Here is a 15,592-nt window from a genome sequence, read left to right on the forward strand (position 1 = left end):
CCCTGCGCCCGCTCCACCCCCTCCGCTACGCCGAGGCCCTGCGGACCAGCGACGTCGGAAGCACCACACCGGTCGGGCTTGCGGCAGGGCCCTCGCCCCTCCCCCGGAGCAGCATCCGCGCCATCAACCGCCCCATCCCCTCGATGTCCTGACGCACCGTCGTCAGCGGCGGGTCCACCTGCTCGGCCACCGGCAGCATGTCGTCGAAGCCGATCACGGCCACGTCGTCCGGCACCCTCCTGCCGCGCTCGCGCAGCACCCGCAGGGCGCCGGACGCCGACAGGTCGTTGGCCGCGAAGACCGCGTCCACGTCCGGGCAGACGTCCAGGAGTCGGCGCATCGCGCGCTCGCCGCCCGCGGGGGTGAAGTCGCCCTCGACGATCAGCCTCGGGTCGGCGTCGGCCAGGACGTCGCGGAAGCCGTCGAGCCGGTCGACCGCCGACGTCTGGTCCAGGGGCCCGGTGATGTGCGCGACGCGGCCGCGCCCGAGGCGGACCAGATGCCGCACGGCCTCGCGCGCGCCGCCCCGGTTGTCGCAGTCGACGTACGGGGCGCCGGGCCCGCCGGACACGGGGTCCGACCAGCCGGGGCGCCCGCCGAACACGGTGGGCACCCCGGCGCGGCGGATGATGCCGGGCAGCGGGTCGTCCAGGTGCAGCGAGAAGACGAGCGCGCCGTCGACGTGCCCGCCCGCGAGGTACCTGCCGACCCGCTCGTGATCGTCCCGCCCCTCGGTGAGCAGGAGCACCAGCTGTACGTCCTGGGCGGTCAATTCCTTGCTGATGCCGCGCAGTTGCAGCGCGAAGAACGGGTCGGCGAAGACCCTCGTCTCCGGCTCGGCGATCACCACGGCGACCGCGTCGTGGCGCCGGGTGACCAGGCTGCGAGCGGCCCGGTTCGGCACGTAACCGAGCTCGTCGACCGCACGTCTGACCTTCACGGCAAGCACCTCGCGCACCCCCGCGTCGCCGTTGACGACGCGCGAGACGGTGGCCCTGGAGACCCCCGCCCGTGCGGCCACGGCCTCCAGCGTGGGACGCGGCGCGGCGCTCGACTCGTCGGTCACCTGTGGTCTCTCCTTCCGGGCGGACGCGGGACGACGCCGTCGGCGGTCGCCGTCGGGCATCATCTTCCCGCATCGGCTCCGGGACCTGCCCCGCGAGGGCGCCACCATGCCCCGAGAACTGCCCCCAACGCCCTAGCGCAGTGCGGGAAGCACGGTCTCGGCGACCCGGTAGGCCTCCTCCAAGAGCGGGTTGCCGGAGAGGATGAACGTGTCGACTCCCAGCGCCTCGTACTCCTTCAGGCGCTCCACGACCTGGGCGGCCGAGCCGACGACGGCCGTGCCCGGGCCCGGCCGGAACAGGCTCATGCCGGGCCACAGGTTCGGATGGGTCTCCAGCTCCCTGGCGCGCGCAGGGACCTTCCCGCCGTGCTCGCGGAACTGCCGCTGCCAGCCCACCCCGTCCTCGCCCGCGCGGTCGCCGAGCTGACGGGCGTACGTCGCCTTGCTCGTGACGTCCAGGAGCCGGTCGGCGGCGGCCCATGCCGCGTCCTCGGTGTCCCGCACGATCAGGTGCAGGCGCAGTCCGATCCGCAGCGTCCGCCCGTGCGCGGCGGCCCGCGCACGGACCAGGTCCAGCTTCTCCTTGAGCAGGTGCGGGGGCTCGCCCCAGGTCAGATAGACATCGACGTGCTCCGCCGCCATCTCGATGCCCGGCGCCGACGAACCGCCGAACCAGAGGGGGACGTGCGGCTCCTGGACGGGACGCAGTTCGCGGAAGGAGGCGCCCGCGTCCTTCAGATCGTAGAAGCGGCCCTTGTGGTCGAAGACCTCACCGGCCGTCAGGCGCTTGACGATCGACCAGTACTCGGCGCTCAGCTCGTAGCGTTCGTCGTGCTCCACGTGAAGTCCGTACTCCTGAAGGGACTTGGTGGAGCCGTTGACGACGTTGAAGCGGAGCCGCCCGCCGAAGAGGGTGTCGAAGCTGAGCGCCATCTTGGCGAGCAGGGTCGGCGAGATCAGGCCCGGATGGACGGCCAGGAGCGGCTTGAAGGCGGTGGACGTCGAGGCGGCGAGGGCGCTGCCGAGTGGCCACACGTCGTACAGATCGGTGGCGAGCAGGGCGCCGGAGAAGCCGAGGCCCTCCACGGTGCCCGCGAGTCGCCGGAGGTAGCCGAGGTCGACGGGCCTGCGCCCTTCGGGCTCCCAGGGGTAGGCGCCTTCGCGCGGAATGATGTACCAGAGGACTTCCGATGCCATGCGCTACGCCGCCTTCCGGGGCAGGGCGTGGGCGACGGTCACCGGGCGGTCGATGAATCCGGTGCGCACGAAGATGTCGGCGGCCTGCTGCTGTTCGGCGACGAAGGCGTCGCCGACCTCCTCGATGCGCCAGGGCAGGGCGCGCAGCGCGCTCTCCCAGTCCTCGACGGTGCCGCCCTGATGGGCGGCGGCGATCTCGGCGGCCTCGCGCGGGTGGGCGGCCGCCCAGTCGTCGGCGCGCTGGAGCGCCCGGGTGAGCGCGGCGACGATCTCGGGCCGCTCCTCGGCCAGTTCGCGGCGGGTGAAGAAGACGGACCGGTCGGTGATGACGTCCCCGGTGCGGACCACCACGCGCACTCCCCCGGCGCGCAGGGCCGCGACGAGCTGCGCGCCCTGGGCGACCCAGGCGGCGATCCCGCCCGCGCGCAGCAGGCTCTCGCTGTCCTCGCCACCGCGTACGGGGGTGATGTCGGTGGCGTACGAAAGGCCCGCGTCGTCGAGGGCCTTGGCGATCAGGTGGGTCTGCCAGGAGCCGATGGCCAGGTGGACGGTGCCGCCCTTCAGGTCCGCGACGGTACGCACCGGGCTGTCCTCGGCGACCAAGAGCGCGCCGTGGTCGGGGCGGGGAGCGGAGACGGCGGTGTACACGATGTCGTGTCCCGCCGCCTGCGCGGTCACCGGAGGCGTCGAACCCGTGCCTCCGAAGTCGATGACGCCTTCGGTGAGGAGCTGTCCGGTGCGTACGCCGTTGACGTAGGTGTGGAAGGCGGCGCTCTCGCCGACGGCGGCCAGTTCCTCCTGGGCGTAGTCGAGCCGGGAGAGGTAGTAGAGGGTCGGATTGCTGTTGTGGACACCGATGGTGATGGTCATTCAGCTCACTCCAGTGGGGTCGGGGGTGTGGACTCCGAGGTCGTTCAGAAGACGTCGGCGCAGGGCGGCGAAGGCGGGGTCCCCGGGGTCGCGCGGACGCTCGGCGGCGACGGTCTCGTCGGTGACGAGGCGCCCTTCGCGGAGCACGCAGACCCGGTCGGCGAGGCGTACGGCCTCCTCCACGTCGTGGGTGACGAGCAGCACGGCGGGGCGGTGGACCCGGCACAGCTCGCCGACCAGGTCCTGCATCCGGAGCCTGGTGAGCGCGTCGAGGGCGGCGAACGGCTCGTCCAGGAGCAGCAGTTCGGGCTCGCGCACCAGGGCCCTCGCGAGGGCGACGCGCTGCGCCTCGCCACCGGAGAGAGTGGCGGGCCAGGCGTCGGCGTGCCGTTCGAGACCGACCTCGGCGAGCGCGGTGCGGCCCTGTTCGGCGCGGCCGCGGGGCAGGGCGACGGTCACGTTGGCGAGGACCCGCTTGGACGGTACGAGACGCGGCTCCTGGAAGACGACGGTGCGCGACTCGGGTACGAGGACGTCACCGCCGTCGGCGCGGTCGAGGGCGCCGAGGATGCGGAGCAGCGTGGTCTTGCCACTGCCGCTCGCGCCGAGCAGGGCCACGAACTCGCCCCGCTCGATGGTGAGATCGAGCCCGTCGAGGACGGCCCGCTGCCCGAAGGCACGGCGCAGTCCGGCGACGTGGACGGCGGTGCTCATCGCGCCACCACCCCCTGACCGGCGCGGCGCCACGGCATCAGCACCCGCTCCAGGAGACGTACGAGGCCGTCGGCGAGCAGGCCGAGCACTCCGTACACGAGGATGCAGACGGCGAGGATGTCGGTCCTGGCGAAACTCTGCGCCTGCGACATCAAGTAGCCGATGCCCGCGGTGGCGTTGATCTCCTCGGCGGCGATCAGCGCGATCACGCTGAGCGTCATGGAGAGCCGAAGGCCCGCGAGCAGCGAGGGCAGCGCCCCGGGCAGGACGACCTCCCTGACGATGCCGATCCTGCCCATGCCGAAGCTGCGCATCGCCTCGACCAGTTTGCGGTCGGTGGCGCGGACTCCGCTGGAGGTCGACACGTACATCGGGAAGGTCGTGGCGACCGCGATGAGCAGCACCTTCGCGGTCTCGTTGATGCCGAACCAGACCATGAAGAGGGGCACGAGAGACAGGAAGGGGATGGTGCGCAGCGTCTGCATCGAGGAGTCGAGCAGCTCGTCACCGAGCCGGGTGAACCCGGTGACGATGCCGAGGGTCAGCCCGACGGCGAGCCCGATGAGCAGTCCGAGCCCGGACCGGGTGAGCGAGGTGACGAGCGCGTCGGACAACTGTCCGTTCCCCCACAACTCCCCTACAGCACGCAGCACTTCGGCGGGCGACGCGAGCACGTCCGGGGTGAGCAGCCCGCTCGCGGACGCGGCCCACCAGAGGGCGAGGAGGAGGAAGGGCCCGAGGGTGCGGACGGTCAGGGAGTAGGCGCGGGGGCGGGGGCGAGAGGTGGGTGGGCGGGGGTGACGAGGCCGGGTGGCGGGGTCGGGCGCGGGCGTGGTCCTTCGGTGGATTCGGTGGGGGTGGCGGGTGCGGGTGCCGTGGGCGCCGTATTGGTTACGCCCTTCGCCTCGGGCACACCGGACTCGGCAGACGCGGCGGGCTCGGCGGACCGGCCGGGCGCGGCAGGCGCGGCAGGCACGGCAGGCACGGCAGGCACCGAACCCTTCACAGCGTGTGCGGGCACGGCGCCCGCGGCCGGCGCGGCAGGCGCCGAGTCCCTCCGCGCGGGCGCGGGCACAGGCGCCCCGCCCCCTCGCCCCGCCCTCACAGCCGCTCCACATCGAGCACGTGCGACGCGATGTCGACCGTCTTCTTGGTGACCTTCTGCTCGGCGTAGAACCGGGCCACGGCCTCGAAGCGCTTGATGTCGGCGGGGGTGATCGGCTCGACCGTGCCGCCCCGCGCGGTGAAGTCGGTCTGGATGCGCTTGGCGTCGCCGCTCAGCGCCTGCGGGCCCGCGTCCGTGGTGACGTTGAGGTAGCGGGCCGGGTCCTTCTTCTCCTTGGCGCTGTTCTCGTGGAGGTAGTCGTAGAGCGCCTTCACCACCTTCGGGTGCTGCTCGGCGAAGGCAGTGCGGACGGCGGTGAGGCTGTAGTTGTCGGATCCGATCTCCTTGCCGTCGGCGACGAACTCCGCCTTCCCGCTGCCGAGTTCGGACACGGCGTACGCCGCCCAGACCGCCCAGGCGTCGACCTTGCCGGTGTTGAAGACCGCGGCGGTCTGGTCGGGCCGCAGATAGACCCGCTCCACCTCGCTCGCCGGGATGTCGTGCTCGGCGAGCGCCTTCAGGAGCAGATACTCGCCCGTGCCGCCCTGGTTGACGGCGACCTTCTTGCCGACCAGGTCCTCGACACCGTCGATGCCGGAGCCCTTCTTCGCGAGGATGCCCTCGCCGACCGGGTCGGGCGCGGTGGCGGTGAAGAACCGGAAGCCGGGGGTCTGCGCGAGCGAGGTGATGCCGGAGGTGATCGAGCCCGTCGCGATGTCGAGCTGATCGGCGTTCATGGCCTGCGCGGCCGGTGCGAAGGGACCGGCGCTGCCCGTCCACTCGACCTTCGCGTCGGCCTTCGCCAGTGCCTCGGCGAGGCTGCCGTCCTTCTTGCCGAGGGCGAGGACACCGGCGTTCCCCGGGTCGGGGATGCGGACGGTGACCTGTCCGCCGCCCTCCCCGCCGGAATCGGCCTCTGAGGTGCCGCAGCCCGCGAGCGCGGCGAGGGCCGCGAGGGCCACCAGGAGTTTCGGAATGCGCATGACGGGGTCCTTAGTGTGAGGCCGTACGGGGCGACGGGGGCGGCGGCGCGGTAGCGGTGGGGGTCGTACGGGACGGCCCGGGCCCGGCGGTGAACTCCGGCTCCGCACACACCAGTTCGGCGGCACGCCGCAGCGGCTCGTGATCCGTCCACGCGCGTACGTCGACGGGTTCGGGCAGGAAGCCGTGCGCGCGCAGCCCCTCCTCCTGCCGCGCCAGCAGCCCGATGCGCTCCTCGGACAGGTCGGGGTGGAGGGTGCGGTGCGTGCCGGGACGGTAGGCGCCCGCGACGCCCGCCGCGCCCGCACCCGTCTCCGCGCCGAGGATCCGGGCGACGTCGGCGGGGTGGTCCGCCGCCCAGTCGGCGGCGCGAAGGAGCACGGAGAGGAAGCGCGCCACGAGGTCCGGGTGGTCGTCGAGCAGGTCCTGGTGGACCGTGATGGGGCGGGGCGTGCCGTTGTTCACGCGGTGTGCCCGGTCGGGGAGTTCGTCCAGCTCGACGGCGACCTCGGCCCCCGCGCGCCGGGCCGCCTCGACCGCGAGCGCACCCTTCACATAGACGGCGTCGACGTCCCCGCGCCGCAGCGCCGCAAGCTCCGCGGCCCACTGCCCCTCGTACCCCCGTGCCGGTACGTCGACCAGCGCGGCGTCACCGAGACCGAGCCCGGCCGACGCGAGCGCGCCGTCGAAACCGCGCAGCGCCATGGCCCGCCAGAAGTCGATGGCCACGGCATGCCGGGGCACCGCGAGGCGAAGGCCGCGCAGCGCGGCGGCACCGCGGGTCCCCGATCCCGGCGCGACGAGCACGGCCTGACGCTCCTCGATCCAGGTGAGGCCGACGAGCCGCGTCCGCTCGCCGCGCGAACGGGCCCACAGCGCGGGCACGTTGCCGCCCTCGCGGAAGAGTCCCGGCAGCGCGTGCGTGTAGTGGGCCTGTCGGTCCACGGCGGGGTCGGCGGCGTCCGGATCCAGATCCTGAAGGGACCGTACGGCGATGCCGTCCCGCGCGAACTCGGCGTTCAGCCACCGCTGATCGGCCGCTATGCCGGTCGCGGTGGGCACCGGACAGCGGGTGAACCAGAGCGTTTCCGGCACAGGGGGCACGAGGGCATGGGTCATGGACTCTTCCCGGGGGAGGTGTGGCGGCGCCGCCGAGGGACCGCAAAGCAGCGGGCAGCGGCGAAAGGACCGGCGGAGACGAAGGGTCAGCGACAGGCGGCGCTGGACACGCGGGCCAGATCGATGTGGCGGCGCAGCGTGAAGGCGACCGGAACCGGGCGGGCGGCAGGCGCTGCGGTACGACGACGACCGCGCATGGCGCTGCTCCCCTCTCCCGTTCTACGGGCGCTCGTGGTGGTGACGACCGCAGACTGGCACGGACCGTGCCCCCTCATCAAGCCGCTTCCCACGATGTGGGAGCGAGCGTGAACAGGGTGTTTCACCAGGCTGTTTGGGCCCGATTCCGCTGCCGTAATGTGGGAAGCGGCACAGAGAATTGGAGCGGAGAGCAAGAGGCTCCACACACAGAACAAGCACGCACACCAGGAGAGGCACACCCCATGAGCGAGGCCACCGCACCGCGCCGCCCCACCGGCGCCCAGGCGGTGCGGCGCGCCCTCGACGTCCTGCACTGCTTCCACGACAACGGCCCCGACCTCAGTGCGTCCGACCTCGCCCGCCGCCTGGCGCTGCCCGTCTCGACGGCGCACCGCCTGGCCCGCACCCTGCTCGACGCCGGTTTCCTGGAGCAGGACTTCCGCACGGCGCGCTACCGCCTGGGTCCGGCCGTGACCGAGCTGGGGCGCCTCTCGTACCACCAGCGCGGCCTCCACCTGGCCGCACCCGAACTCACCGACTTGGCCGAACGCACGGGCGTCACCGCCGACTTGGCGCTGCGCAGCGGACCACACGCGGTGATCGTGGCGGGCGGCTCGGTCACCCCGAAGGTCGGCCTGCGCCGCCCACTGCACTCGACGGCACTCGGAAAGGTCCTGCTCGCCTGGGCGCGCCCCGGCGAGGGCGGCCCTTCGTCACTCCCGCCCCTGTTCGCGTTCACCGAGCGGACGATCGTCGAACCGGCGGCGCTGGAAGCCGAGTTGACCCGCGTGAGAACCGCTGGACACGCCCGCAACGACGGCGAGTCGGCACACGGCGTACGCACCCTGGCCGTACCGGTACTCGACCGCACGGGCCACGCCCGCTTCGCCCTCGCCCTGCGCGCGACCCCGGAACTGATCACGGACGACAGAACCGACTGGTTCCTCTCCAGGGCACGGGGCTGCGCCCGCGCCCTGGAGATCCTGCTGCTGCCACCGGGCGACCGGAGTCATTCATGAGGTGAGGCAATTGACAGCTGTGATCTCGCTGATCATCTCAGCCGCAGCACTGTTGAGTGTCGTGATATCCCTCGTCTATCAGTCGCAACAGACGAGACTCTTCAGAGAGGAGAACGTGCGGGCCTATCACCGGGAGTTGATAGGCATGGCCATCCACGACTCGGACCTGCGCATGTGCTGGGGCGGCGGGCTCGCGGCGCTTCCCCAGGAGGAGGCCCGGCAGGTCATGTTCGCCGGACTGATCGTCACCTGGTGGCACTCCTGTTACATCGTCAAGGACCTCAACGACGAACAACTCTCCATGACGCTCGACGTCTTCTTCAGCGGAGAGGTCGGCAAGCGGTACTGGCGCGAGAACCGCTCGTTCTGGACGGCTCTCATGGCCGCTGCGAGCTCCGGCAGAAGCGGCCGCTTCGTGACCCTCGTGGACGCGCGGTATCAGCACGCGGTGACGCGCAACGCATAGCGGCACTTCCGAACTCCCCTGCTCCGCCGGTACCTTGAGCACATCTCTTCCCATCAGGGGGAAAGGGCGCCCCACCTCACAGGTGGCACGCCCTTACCGACAAAGGAGGAGATATGGCCGACAAGCCGTCGTCCAAGCGGGCAGGGATCAAACGGGAAATAGCGATACGAGTAGCGGCAGGTCTGGGCGTTCGCGCCCTATGGGCCGTGATCATTGAGCTGTTCCGCCACGATCTCTGAGGAGTGCGCGAGCGGTCCGGAGGGCAGCGGATACGCCGCCGGCGGGGGGACCCCCATACGTCGTCGGCGGCGGGCTGCCCTCTCCCGTCGGCCCACGCCTATCCGTGGTGGTGCTCGTGCTCCGCCGCTCCCGAGGATTCCTTCGCCTCGGAGGAGCTCTTGGAGGCCCCCGAGGACCCCTTCGACGCCGCCCCCGCATGATGCGGCTCATAGTCCGGAATCGTCCCGTCCGCCTTCTTCACCAGGAACAGCCCCGCCATCCCCATGTCCGAGTGGCTCTGCACATGGCAGTGGTACATCCAGGCACCCGCGCCCACGCCCTCCCCCGCGATGACCTGGAAGCCGAACGAGTCGCCCGGTCCCGTGATCTTGTCGTCGAGGACCTGGCTGGGGTCGTCGGGCCCGGTGAGCAGGCCCGTCCTGTTGTCCGCCCAGCGATGACCGTGCACGTGGAACGTGTGGTAGTACTCGCCGTGCGTGATCGACACGAATTCGACCCGATCGCCCACGGTGGCCTCGAAGTTGGGGCTGTCGTGGCCGGACTTGTTGTTGATCGTCATGTCGTTGAAGACGATCGTGAACGTCTTGTCCGGCAGGATGTCGCCCTTGCGGCGCACGATCAGCGGGCCGTAGAGCCCCTTGCGGACGCCGCCGGTGCCGTGATCCGTGCCGACCACGTGGTCGTGGTAGTGCCAGTAGCCCGCGGTACCCGGCCGCCAGGTGCCGTCCTTGCGGCGGCCCGGCGCGTGCGTGCGCCAGGTGTAGGTGCGCTTGCCGCCCGGCTCGACATGGCTCTTGGTGTGCCGGGTGCCGTCGCTGGAGATCTCGTAGTCCATGCCGTGGACGTGCAAGCTGGCGTCGGCGTCCGTCGTGTTCTCGAACTCGATGTGCAGCGTGTCGCCCTCGTTCAGCTCGATCAGCGGTCCCGGGATGGACGCCTTGCCCTTCTCCAGGCCGTAGCCCAGCTGTCCGTCGGGGAGCTTCTCCGCGTACATCTTGACGCGTTTGACCTCACCGCCCGCGGGCGCGGTCCTCGGCGGCGCCTCGGCCGTGCTCGCCTCGGGCGCACCCGCGACCGACAACGATGTCACCCCGGCCGCCGCTGCCGCGCCGCCCACGAGCATCCGCCGGTTGAAGCTCCGCCGGTCGAACCCGCGCCGGTCCGAACCTCGCCGGTCCTGACTCCGTCTGTCCATGCCGAACTCCCCACTGCGGTACGGAGGGTGACGGGGCGCAGGAGGCCCCGGGGACGGCCACACGGTATCCGCGTACTCTTCGTTTATCCACACTCAGGACAAAGTTTGTGCTATCGCGGTCATACCTATTGGCGGCTGGCGAAAAGAGGTCTAGCTTCATCGGCGCCGTTGCTGTGACCGAGCTGTGACCGACGAGGGGTGGGTGTACTCATGCGGCTCACACCGCATCAAGAACCCTTGGATGTAAGAGGGTTGAGCGCTGCACGAGGGTTGAGCAGAGCACGACGCAGACCGAACCGCTCGCGGCGGGCCTGGGCAGCCGCCCTGCTGTCCGGCGCCCTGGTCACCGGGGCGCTCTCGGCGCAGGCCGCGTCCGCGCGACCGTACCCGGAACCGCCGTTGACAACGATGTCCCTGCCCTCGCCGCCCGGCGGGGCCAAGGTCAAGGTCCTGGTCTTCCACGGCTCGGCCGCGGGCGGCGACGAGTCCCCCGTCGTCAACGCCGGGATCGAGGCCATCGAGAAGATCGGCAGGTCGGGACCCGCCGCGCAGCGCTTCACGATCGAGGCGACGGACGACCCGGCCGTCTTCACGAACGAGGCCAAGCTCGGCAAGTTCAACGCCGTCACGTTCCTGACCGGCGGCGGCGACGTCCTCGACCCCGAGCAGGAGGCGGGGCTCGAAGCGTTCATGGAGGCGGGCGGCGGTTTCCTCGGCATCCATGACGCGGCCCGCGCGGAGCCGTACTCGAACTGGTTCACCGGTCTGATCGGCGCCCGGCCCGCCGATTCCAGTCCGACGAACGTCCAGCGCGCCACCGTCGAGGTCGGCGACCGCGAGAACCCGGCGACCAAGGGCCTCCCCCTCCAGTGGAAGCGCCCCGACCGGTGGCTGAACTGGACCAAGAACCCGTCGGGCGACGTGCACACGGTCGCCCGCGTGCGGGAGTCGACCTACCAGCCCGGCGACTCCAAGAACGGCTGGGACCACCCGGTGTCCTGGTGCCGCGACTACGACGGCGGACGCTCCTTCTACACCGGCATGGGCGGCACCGCTTCCTCGTACGACGAGGCGGACTTCCGCGGTCACCTGCGCGGCGCCCTGCTCTGGACCACGCGCATCGCGCGCGCCGACTGCAAGTCGACGATCAACGCCAACTACCAGGCGCAGCGCCTGACCCAGGCCAACCAGCCGGGCCAGAACGACCAGATCGGCGAGCCGCACGGCCTGGTCACCGCGCCCGACGGGCGGGTGCTCTACATCGGCCGCGGCGGCGCCGACTCCTCCCAGCCGGTCGTCACCGACTGGAACGACCCGGACATCGGCAAGGGCAAGGGCGAGATCCACGTCTACGACCCGAAGACCAAGAAGGTGACGCTCGCGGGCGCGCTCTCCGTCTTCGGCAACAAGGGCGGCGGCGACGAGCTCATCAAGGTCGAAGAGGGTCTGCTCGGCATCGAGTTGGACCCGAAGTTCGAGCAGAACGGGTGGGTGTACCTGCACTACACACCCCACTCGAAGATCAACCGCGATACGCACATGGGCGAGCGCTACGTATCCCGGTTCACGCTCGACCAGGCCACCAACAAGCTGGACATGGCCAGCGAGAAGGTGCTCCTGAAGTGGCCGGTGCAGATCCACAGCTGCTGCCACGCGGGCGGCGGGATGGCCTGGGACTCCAAGGGCAACCTCTACATCGCGACCGGTGACAACAACTCCTCGCGGTTCAGCGACGGTTACTCGGGCAACAACCCGCAGCCGAACTTCAAGGGCGTCTCCTTCGCCGACGCGCGCCGCACGGCGGGCAACACCAACAACCTCAACGGCAAGATCCTGCGCATCCACCCCGAGCCGGACGGGACGTACACGCTTCCCGAAGGGAACCTCTTCACCGGCAAGGAGCCGGACGAGGGCGGCGGCAAGACGCGCGGCGAGATCTACGTGATGGGCGTCAGGAACCCGGCGCGCATCTCGATCGACAAGAAGACCGACACCTTGTACGCGGGGTGGGTCGGTCCCGACGCCGGTGAGCCTTCGACGACCTGGGGCCCCGCGAAGTACGACACGTTCGCCGCGATCACGCACGCCTCCAACCGCGGCTGGCCGTACTGCATGGGCAACAACCAGCCCTACCGCGACCGCAATCTGCCGGACCCGACGAAGCCGCTCGGCTGGTACGACTGCAAGAACCTCAAGAACGAGTCGCCCAACAACGACGGCCTGGTGAACATCCCGCCCGCCGAGCCCAACAACATCTGGTACTCGCCGCAGGGCGGCGGCGTGGACTACCCGCGCGACGCCAACGGCGTACCGAGCTACAAGACGTCGGAGCAGAAGCAGCTGCTTCCGTGGCTCAAGGGCGGCGGCCAGGCCACCATGAACGGCCCGGTCTACCGCTACGACGCGGCGAGCACGAGCGCCGACAAGTGGCCCTCCTACTGGGACGGCAAGTGGTTCGTCGGCGACTTCTACGACGGCGACCAGCCGCGGCACGCGGTGCTCACCGACCCCAAGACGGTCGGCAGCGGCGGCCTTCCTGTGCACGCCGAGTCGCTGCGGAAGATCATTCCGATCGGCAACGACGGCATCAAGAACCTCATGGACTGGAAGTTCGCCCCCGACGGCTCGCTGTACGTCCTCGACTACGGCCGCGGCTTCTTCACCTCGGACGCGAAGTCGGCGCTGTGGCGCGTGACGTACAAGGGCGGGGCGGCGACCCCGGCCGCCGACGACCTGGCAAGGAAGGCGGGATGATGCGCTCCCCCACGAAGCGAAGACTGTGGACGGCTCTGTTCGCCGCGCTCCTCATGGTGCTCGGCCTGACCTCGACCACGGCGACGGCACGCCCCGACAACACCGGGATCGCCGCCGACCAGACGCTGAACTGGACCGCCGACAACGACATCACCAAGTACAAGTCGGCGCCCACGACGGCGGTGGCGGGCAAGACGACGATCGTCTTCGAGAACAGCGAGGCGACCGGCAACACCACCGGCATGCCGCACACGCTGACGTTCGACGTCTCCGACCCGGAGTACAACAACGACGTCCAGCTGAACATCCTGGCCAACCCCTATGACGCCCAGGGCGGCAAGCAGACCGCCGAGGTCACCCTCACCCCGGGCCGCTACCGCTACCACTGCACGATCCCCGGGCACGAGACGATGCAGGGCATCCTCGTGGTGACCGAGGGCGGCGGCCAGGACACCACCGCGCCGGAGGCCTCGGCGAAGGTGGAGGGCACCACCAACTCCGATGGCGCGTACGTCGGTTCGGCCACGGTCGCGGTGACGGCGACGGACGCCGGATCGGGCGTCGACAAGATCGAGTACGCGGTCGGGGCCGAAGGGGCCTGGCAGCCGTACACCGCGCCCGTGGTCGTCGACCAGGTCGGCACCCACAAGATCCGTTATCGGGCGTCCGACAAGGCGGGCAACGTCGCGGCGGAGAAGGCCGCGGACTTCACGGTGGTCGCGCCGCCGACGGACGACAAGACGCCCCCCGAGACCTCGGCCACGGTGTCCGGCGAGAAGAACGACCAGGGGCAGTACCTGGGCATGGCGACCGTCACGGTGACGGCGTCCGACACGGGTTCCGGCGTCAACAAGATCGAGTACGCGATCGGGGACGGCGCCTGGACGACGTACGCCGCGCCGGTCATGGTCCACGAGACGGGCACCCACAAGGTCCGCTACCGGGCGTCCGACAAGGCGGGCAACCAGGCGGCCGAGAAGTCCGTCGAGTTCACGGTGGTCACGCCGCCGGTCGAGGACAAGACGCCGCCGGAGACCTCGGCGAAGGTCGAGGGCGACAAGGACTCCGACGGCGCCTACCTCGGCAAGGCGAAGGTCACGGTCACCGCGACCGACGCCGGTTCGGGTGTCGCCAAGGTCGAGTACTCCCTGGACGGCGGGCCCTACCTCGCCTACGAGGCACCGGTCGTCGTCGACCGCGTGGGGCGGCACTCCGTGGCGTACCGGGCGAGCGACAAGGCGGGCAACACGGCCGCGGCGAAGACCGTCTCCTTCACGGTCTCCGAGGGCGGTGGCGTGCCCGCGCCCAACTGCCCGGAATTCGACGAGCGGTTGACGGTGATCGTCGGCACGGTCGACACGGGCATCCCGAACCGCGTCACGAACAACCGCTGCCGCATCAACGAGCTGATCGAGGACGAGAAGGAGTGGACGTCCCACGCGCTCTTCCTCAAGCACGTCAAGGGCGTCAGCGACAAGCTCCTGAAGACGGGCGAGATCGACCAGCGCGAGTACAACAAGATCAACCGTGCCGCCAAGCAGTCGGGCATCGGCAAGCCGGGCCAGACGGACGGCTACCGCAAGCTCTTCGACGGCACCCAGGAGTCCCTGAACAAGTGGGAGCAGGTGGGCGGCGGCAAGTTCGGCCTGAACGCCGACGGCACGATCACCAGCAGCACCACGGTCCAGGGCATGGGCATGCTGTGGTTCCCCGAGCGGAAGTACGGCGACTTCTCCCTGAAGCTCCAGTGGCGCGACGACGCACCGGGCAACGGCAACACCAACTCCGGTGTCTTCGTGCGCTTCCCACAGGTCCACGACCACCCGGAGGAGTCACGTCCGGAGTGGGTCGCCATCAAGTACGGGCATGAGATCCAGGTCCACGACCGGCCCGACGGCGACATGTACAAGACGGCGTCGGTCTACGGCTTCGACCGGGTCGGTCTGGCCGGCGCCGGAGTCACCCCGAAGGGCACGTGGAACGACTACGAGATCCGCGTGGTCGACCAGCACTACTCGATCTACCGCAACGGCGTGCTGCTCAACGAGTTCGACAACACCGGCGGGCAGGAGTTCGTGCCCGCGCGCGGCGACGACCCCGGCACGGACGGACGGCGCTTCGCGTCCGGCTACGTCGGGCTCCAGGTGCACGGCGTGACGGACGTGGTGTCCTACCGGGACATCAGGATCAAGGAGCTGTAAGCACCAGCGCACCCGGTGCCCTCGTCCCTCAGGGGACGGGGGCACTGTCGCGTCATCCGGCCGGGGCCACCTCGACCGTCACCGCGTCCGGACCGCCGTGCGTGAGCACCGGGTTGCTCCGCACCGAGACGAAGTCCTCGGGAGCCACGGCCCCCGACCCGTCGATGTCCGCGTGGACGCGGACCGTGTAGCGGGCCGCGGGGTCGGGACGCGGCACCTCCAGCGTGAGGCGCGCGCCCGCGCCGAGGTCCACTCCGCGCTCGGCCGTACGGGACACCACGCGGGCCCGCGCGTCCGCGGCGGTGATCTCCTCCACCTGCGCGCGCAGCGTCACGGTGCCGCGCGGCGGTGTCGCGCCCGGCGCGAGACGGACAGCGATTTCTACGTTGCGCATACGCTCGCCCAGCCCTTGTTGGTCGGCAGGTGCCCCCACTACTTTCCGCAAAATAGCGCCCTTTGTGGCCGGG

General features: G+C 70.6%; 13 protein-coding genes and 1 pseudogene. 5 read left to right on the top strand and 9 right to left on the bottom strand.

Annotation, left to right across the window (positions count from 1 at the left end; all coding sequences use genetic code 11):
• Window positions 1–25 precede the first annotated feature (25 nt).
• From CP970_RS04650 to CP970_RS04680, 7 genes and pseudogenes are all read right to left on the bottom strand, one after another.
• Window positions 26–1,021 (bottom strand): LacI family DNA-binding transcriptional regulator, encoded by a 996-nt coding sequence (locus CP970_RS04650; RefSeq protein ID WP_224059158.1) that lies wholly within the window; start codon window positions 1,019–1,021, stop codon window positions 26–28.
• A 177-nt stretch (window positions 1,022–1,198) separates the two neighbouring features.
• Window positions 1,199–2,263, bottom strand: coding sequence for an LLM class flavin-dependent oxidoreductase (locus CP970_RS04655; RefSeq protein WP_055555904.1), 1,065 nt, complete (start codon window positions 2,261–2,263; stop codon window positions 1,199–1,201).
• Window positions 2,264–2,266: 3 nt separating this feature from the next.
• Window positions 2,267–3,133: an ABC transporter substrate-binding protein gene (locus tag CP970_RS04660; protein ID WP_055555898.1), complete on the bottom strand. Its 867-nt coding sequence runs from the start codon at window positions 3,131–3,133 to the stop codon at window positions 2,267–2,269.
• The gene (locus tag CP970_RS04665) at window positions 3,134–3,847 is read right to left on the bottom strand and encodes an ABC transporter ATP-binding protein (RefSeq protein WP_055555896.1); all 714 of its coding nucleotides are present in this window, start codon (window positions 3,845–3,847) and stop codon (window positions 3,134–3,136) included.
• Window positions 3,844–4,760: pseudogene (locus tag CP970_RS04670) on the bottom strand (ABC transporter permease). Before CP970_RS04670 ends, CP970_RS04665 begins: the two are co-directional and overlap by 4 nt.
• A 188-nt stretch (window positions 4,761–4,948) precedes the next feature.
• Window positions 4,949–5,935, bottom strand: coding sequence for an NrtA/SsuA/CpmA family ABC transporter substrate-binding protein (locus tag CP970_RS04675; protein WP_055552971.1), 987 nt, complete (start codon window positions 5,933–5,935; stop codon window positions 4,949–4,951).
• A 10-nt stretch (window positions 5,936–5,945) separates the two neighbouring features.
• Window positions 5,946–7,052: an ABC transporter substrate-binding protein gene (locus CP970_RS04680; protein ID WP_107099058.1), complete on the bottom strand. Its 1,107-nt coding sequence runs from the start codon at window positions 7,050–7,052 to the stop codon at window positions 5,946–5,948.
• 440 nt (window positions 7,053–7,492) lie between these two features.
• Between CP970_RS04680 and CP970_RS04685 the strand changes: the two genes are divergently transcribed.
• The 3 genes from CP970_RS04685 (at window position 7,493) to CP970_RS45485 (ending at window position 8,974) form a co-directional block, all read left to right on the top strand.
• Complete coding sequence (locus CP970_RS04685; protein WP_055552972.1) at window positions 7,493–8,269, top strand: IclR family transcriptional regulator; 777 nt, start codon at window positions 7,493–7,495, stop codon at window positions 8,267–8,269.
• Window positions 8,270–8,288: 19 nt separating this feature from the next.
• Window positions 8,289–8,735 carry a DUF6082 family protein gene (locus CP970_RS04690; protein ID WP_224059160.1) on the top strand — a complete coding sequence of 149 codons (447 nt, stop codon included), beginning with the start codon at window positions 8,289–8,291 and terminating at the stop codon, window positions 8,733–8,735.
• Between the two features lie 113 nt (window positions 8,736–8,848).
• Window positions 8,849–8,974 carry a hypothetical protein gene (locus tag CP970_RS45485; protein WP_263406790.1) on the top strand — a complete coding sequence of 42 codons (126 nt, stop codon included), beginning with the start codon at window positions 8,849–8,851 and terminating at the stop codon, window positions 8,972–8,974.
• A 98-nt stretch (window positions 8,975–9,072) separates the two neighbouring features.
• Here the strand turns inward: CP970_RS45485 and CP970_RS04695 are convergent, their stop codons facing one another.
• The gene (locus CP970_RS04695) at window positions 9,073–10,098 is read right to left on the bottom strand and encodes a multicopper oxidase domain-containing protein (RefSeq protein ID WP_055552974.1); all 1,026 of its coding nucleotides are present in this window, start codon (window positions 10,096–10,098) and stop codon (window positions 9,073–9,075) included.
• A 282-nt stretch (window positions 10,099–10,380) separates the two neighbouring features.
• On the opposite strand from CP970_RS04695, the gene CP970_RS04700 reads away from it, so the two are divergent.
• Together CP970_RS04700 and CP970_RS04705 are read left to right on the top strand one after the other, a co-directional pair.
• On the top strand, window positions 10,381–12,924 hold the full coding sequence (locus CP970_RS04700) for a ThuA domain-containing protein (protein WP_079043849.1): 2,544 nt from the start codon (window positions 10,381–10,383) through the stop codon (window positions 12,922–12,924).
• On the top strand, window positions 12,924–15,125 hold the full coding sequence (locus tag CP970_RS04705; RefSeq protein ID WP_191095038.1) for an OmpL47-type beta-barrel domain-containing protein: 2,202 nt from the start codon (window positions 12,924–12,926) through the stop codon (window positions 15,123–15,125). Before CP970_RS04700 ends, CP970_RS04705 begins: the two co-directional genes overlap by 1 nt.
• 52 nt (window positions 15,126–15,177) lie before the next feature.
• Here the strand turns inward: CP970_RS04705 and CP970_RS04710 are convergent, their stop codons facing one another.
• Window positions 15,178–15,519, bottom strand: coding sequence for a hypothetical protein (locus CP970_RS04710; RefSeq protein WP_055552976.1), 342 nt, complete (start codon window positions 15,517–15,519; stop codon window positions 15,178–15,180).
• Window positions 15,520–15,592: the final 73 nt, after the last annotated feature.

The organism is Streptomyces kanamyceticus, from assembly GCF_008704495.1.
Lineage (GTDB): Bacteria > Actinomycetota > Actinomycetes > Streptomycetales > Streptomycetaceae > Streptomyces > Streptomyces kanamyceticus.

Coding starts and splice junctions, on each gene's coding strand:
- CP970_RS04685 (WP_055552972.1), top strand. CDS start 7,493: ATGAGCGAGGCCACCGCACCGCGCCGCCCCACCGGCGCCCAGGCGGTG.
- CP970_RS04660 (WP_055555898.1), bottom strand. CDS start 3,133: ATGACCATCACCATCGGTGTCCACAACAGCAATCCGACCCTCTACTAC.
- CP970_RS04705 (WP_191095038.1), top strand. CDS start 12,924: ATGCGCTCCCCCACGAAGCGAAGACTGTGGACGGCTCTGTTCGCCGCG.
- CP970_RS04665 (WP_055555896.1), bottom strand. CDS start 3,847: ATGAGCACCGCCGTCCACGTCGCCGGACTGCGCCGTGCCTTCGGGCAG.
- CP970_RS04675 (WP_055552971.1), bottom strand. CDS start 5,935: ATGCGCATTCCGAAACTCCTGGTGGCCCTCGCGGCCCTCGCCGCGCTC.
- CP970_RS04710 (WP_055552976.1), bottom strand. CDS start 15,519: ATGCGCAACGTAGAAATCGCTGTCCGTCTCGCGCCGGGCGCGACACCG.
- CP970_RS04655 (WP_055555904.1), bottom strand. CDS start 2,263: ATGGCATCGGAAGTCCTCTGGTACATCATTCCGCGCGAAGGCGCCTAC.
- CP970_RS04695 (WP_055552974.1), bottom strand. CDS start 10,098: ATGCTCGTGGGCGGCGCGGCAGCGGCGGCCGGGGTGACATCGTTGTCG.
- CP970_RS45485 (WP_263406790.1), top strand. CDS start 8,849: ATGGCCGACAAGCCGTCGTCCAAGCGGGCAGGGATCAAACGGGAAATA.
- CP970_RS04700 (WP_079043849.1), top strand. CDS start 10,381: ATGCGGCTCACACCGCATCAAGAACCCTTGGATGTAAGAGGGTTGAGC.
- CP970_RS04680 (WP_107099058.1), bottom strand. CDS start 7,052: ATGACCCATGCCCTCGTGCCCCCTGTGCCGGAAACGCTCTGGTTCACC.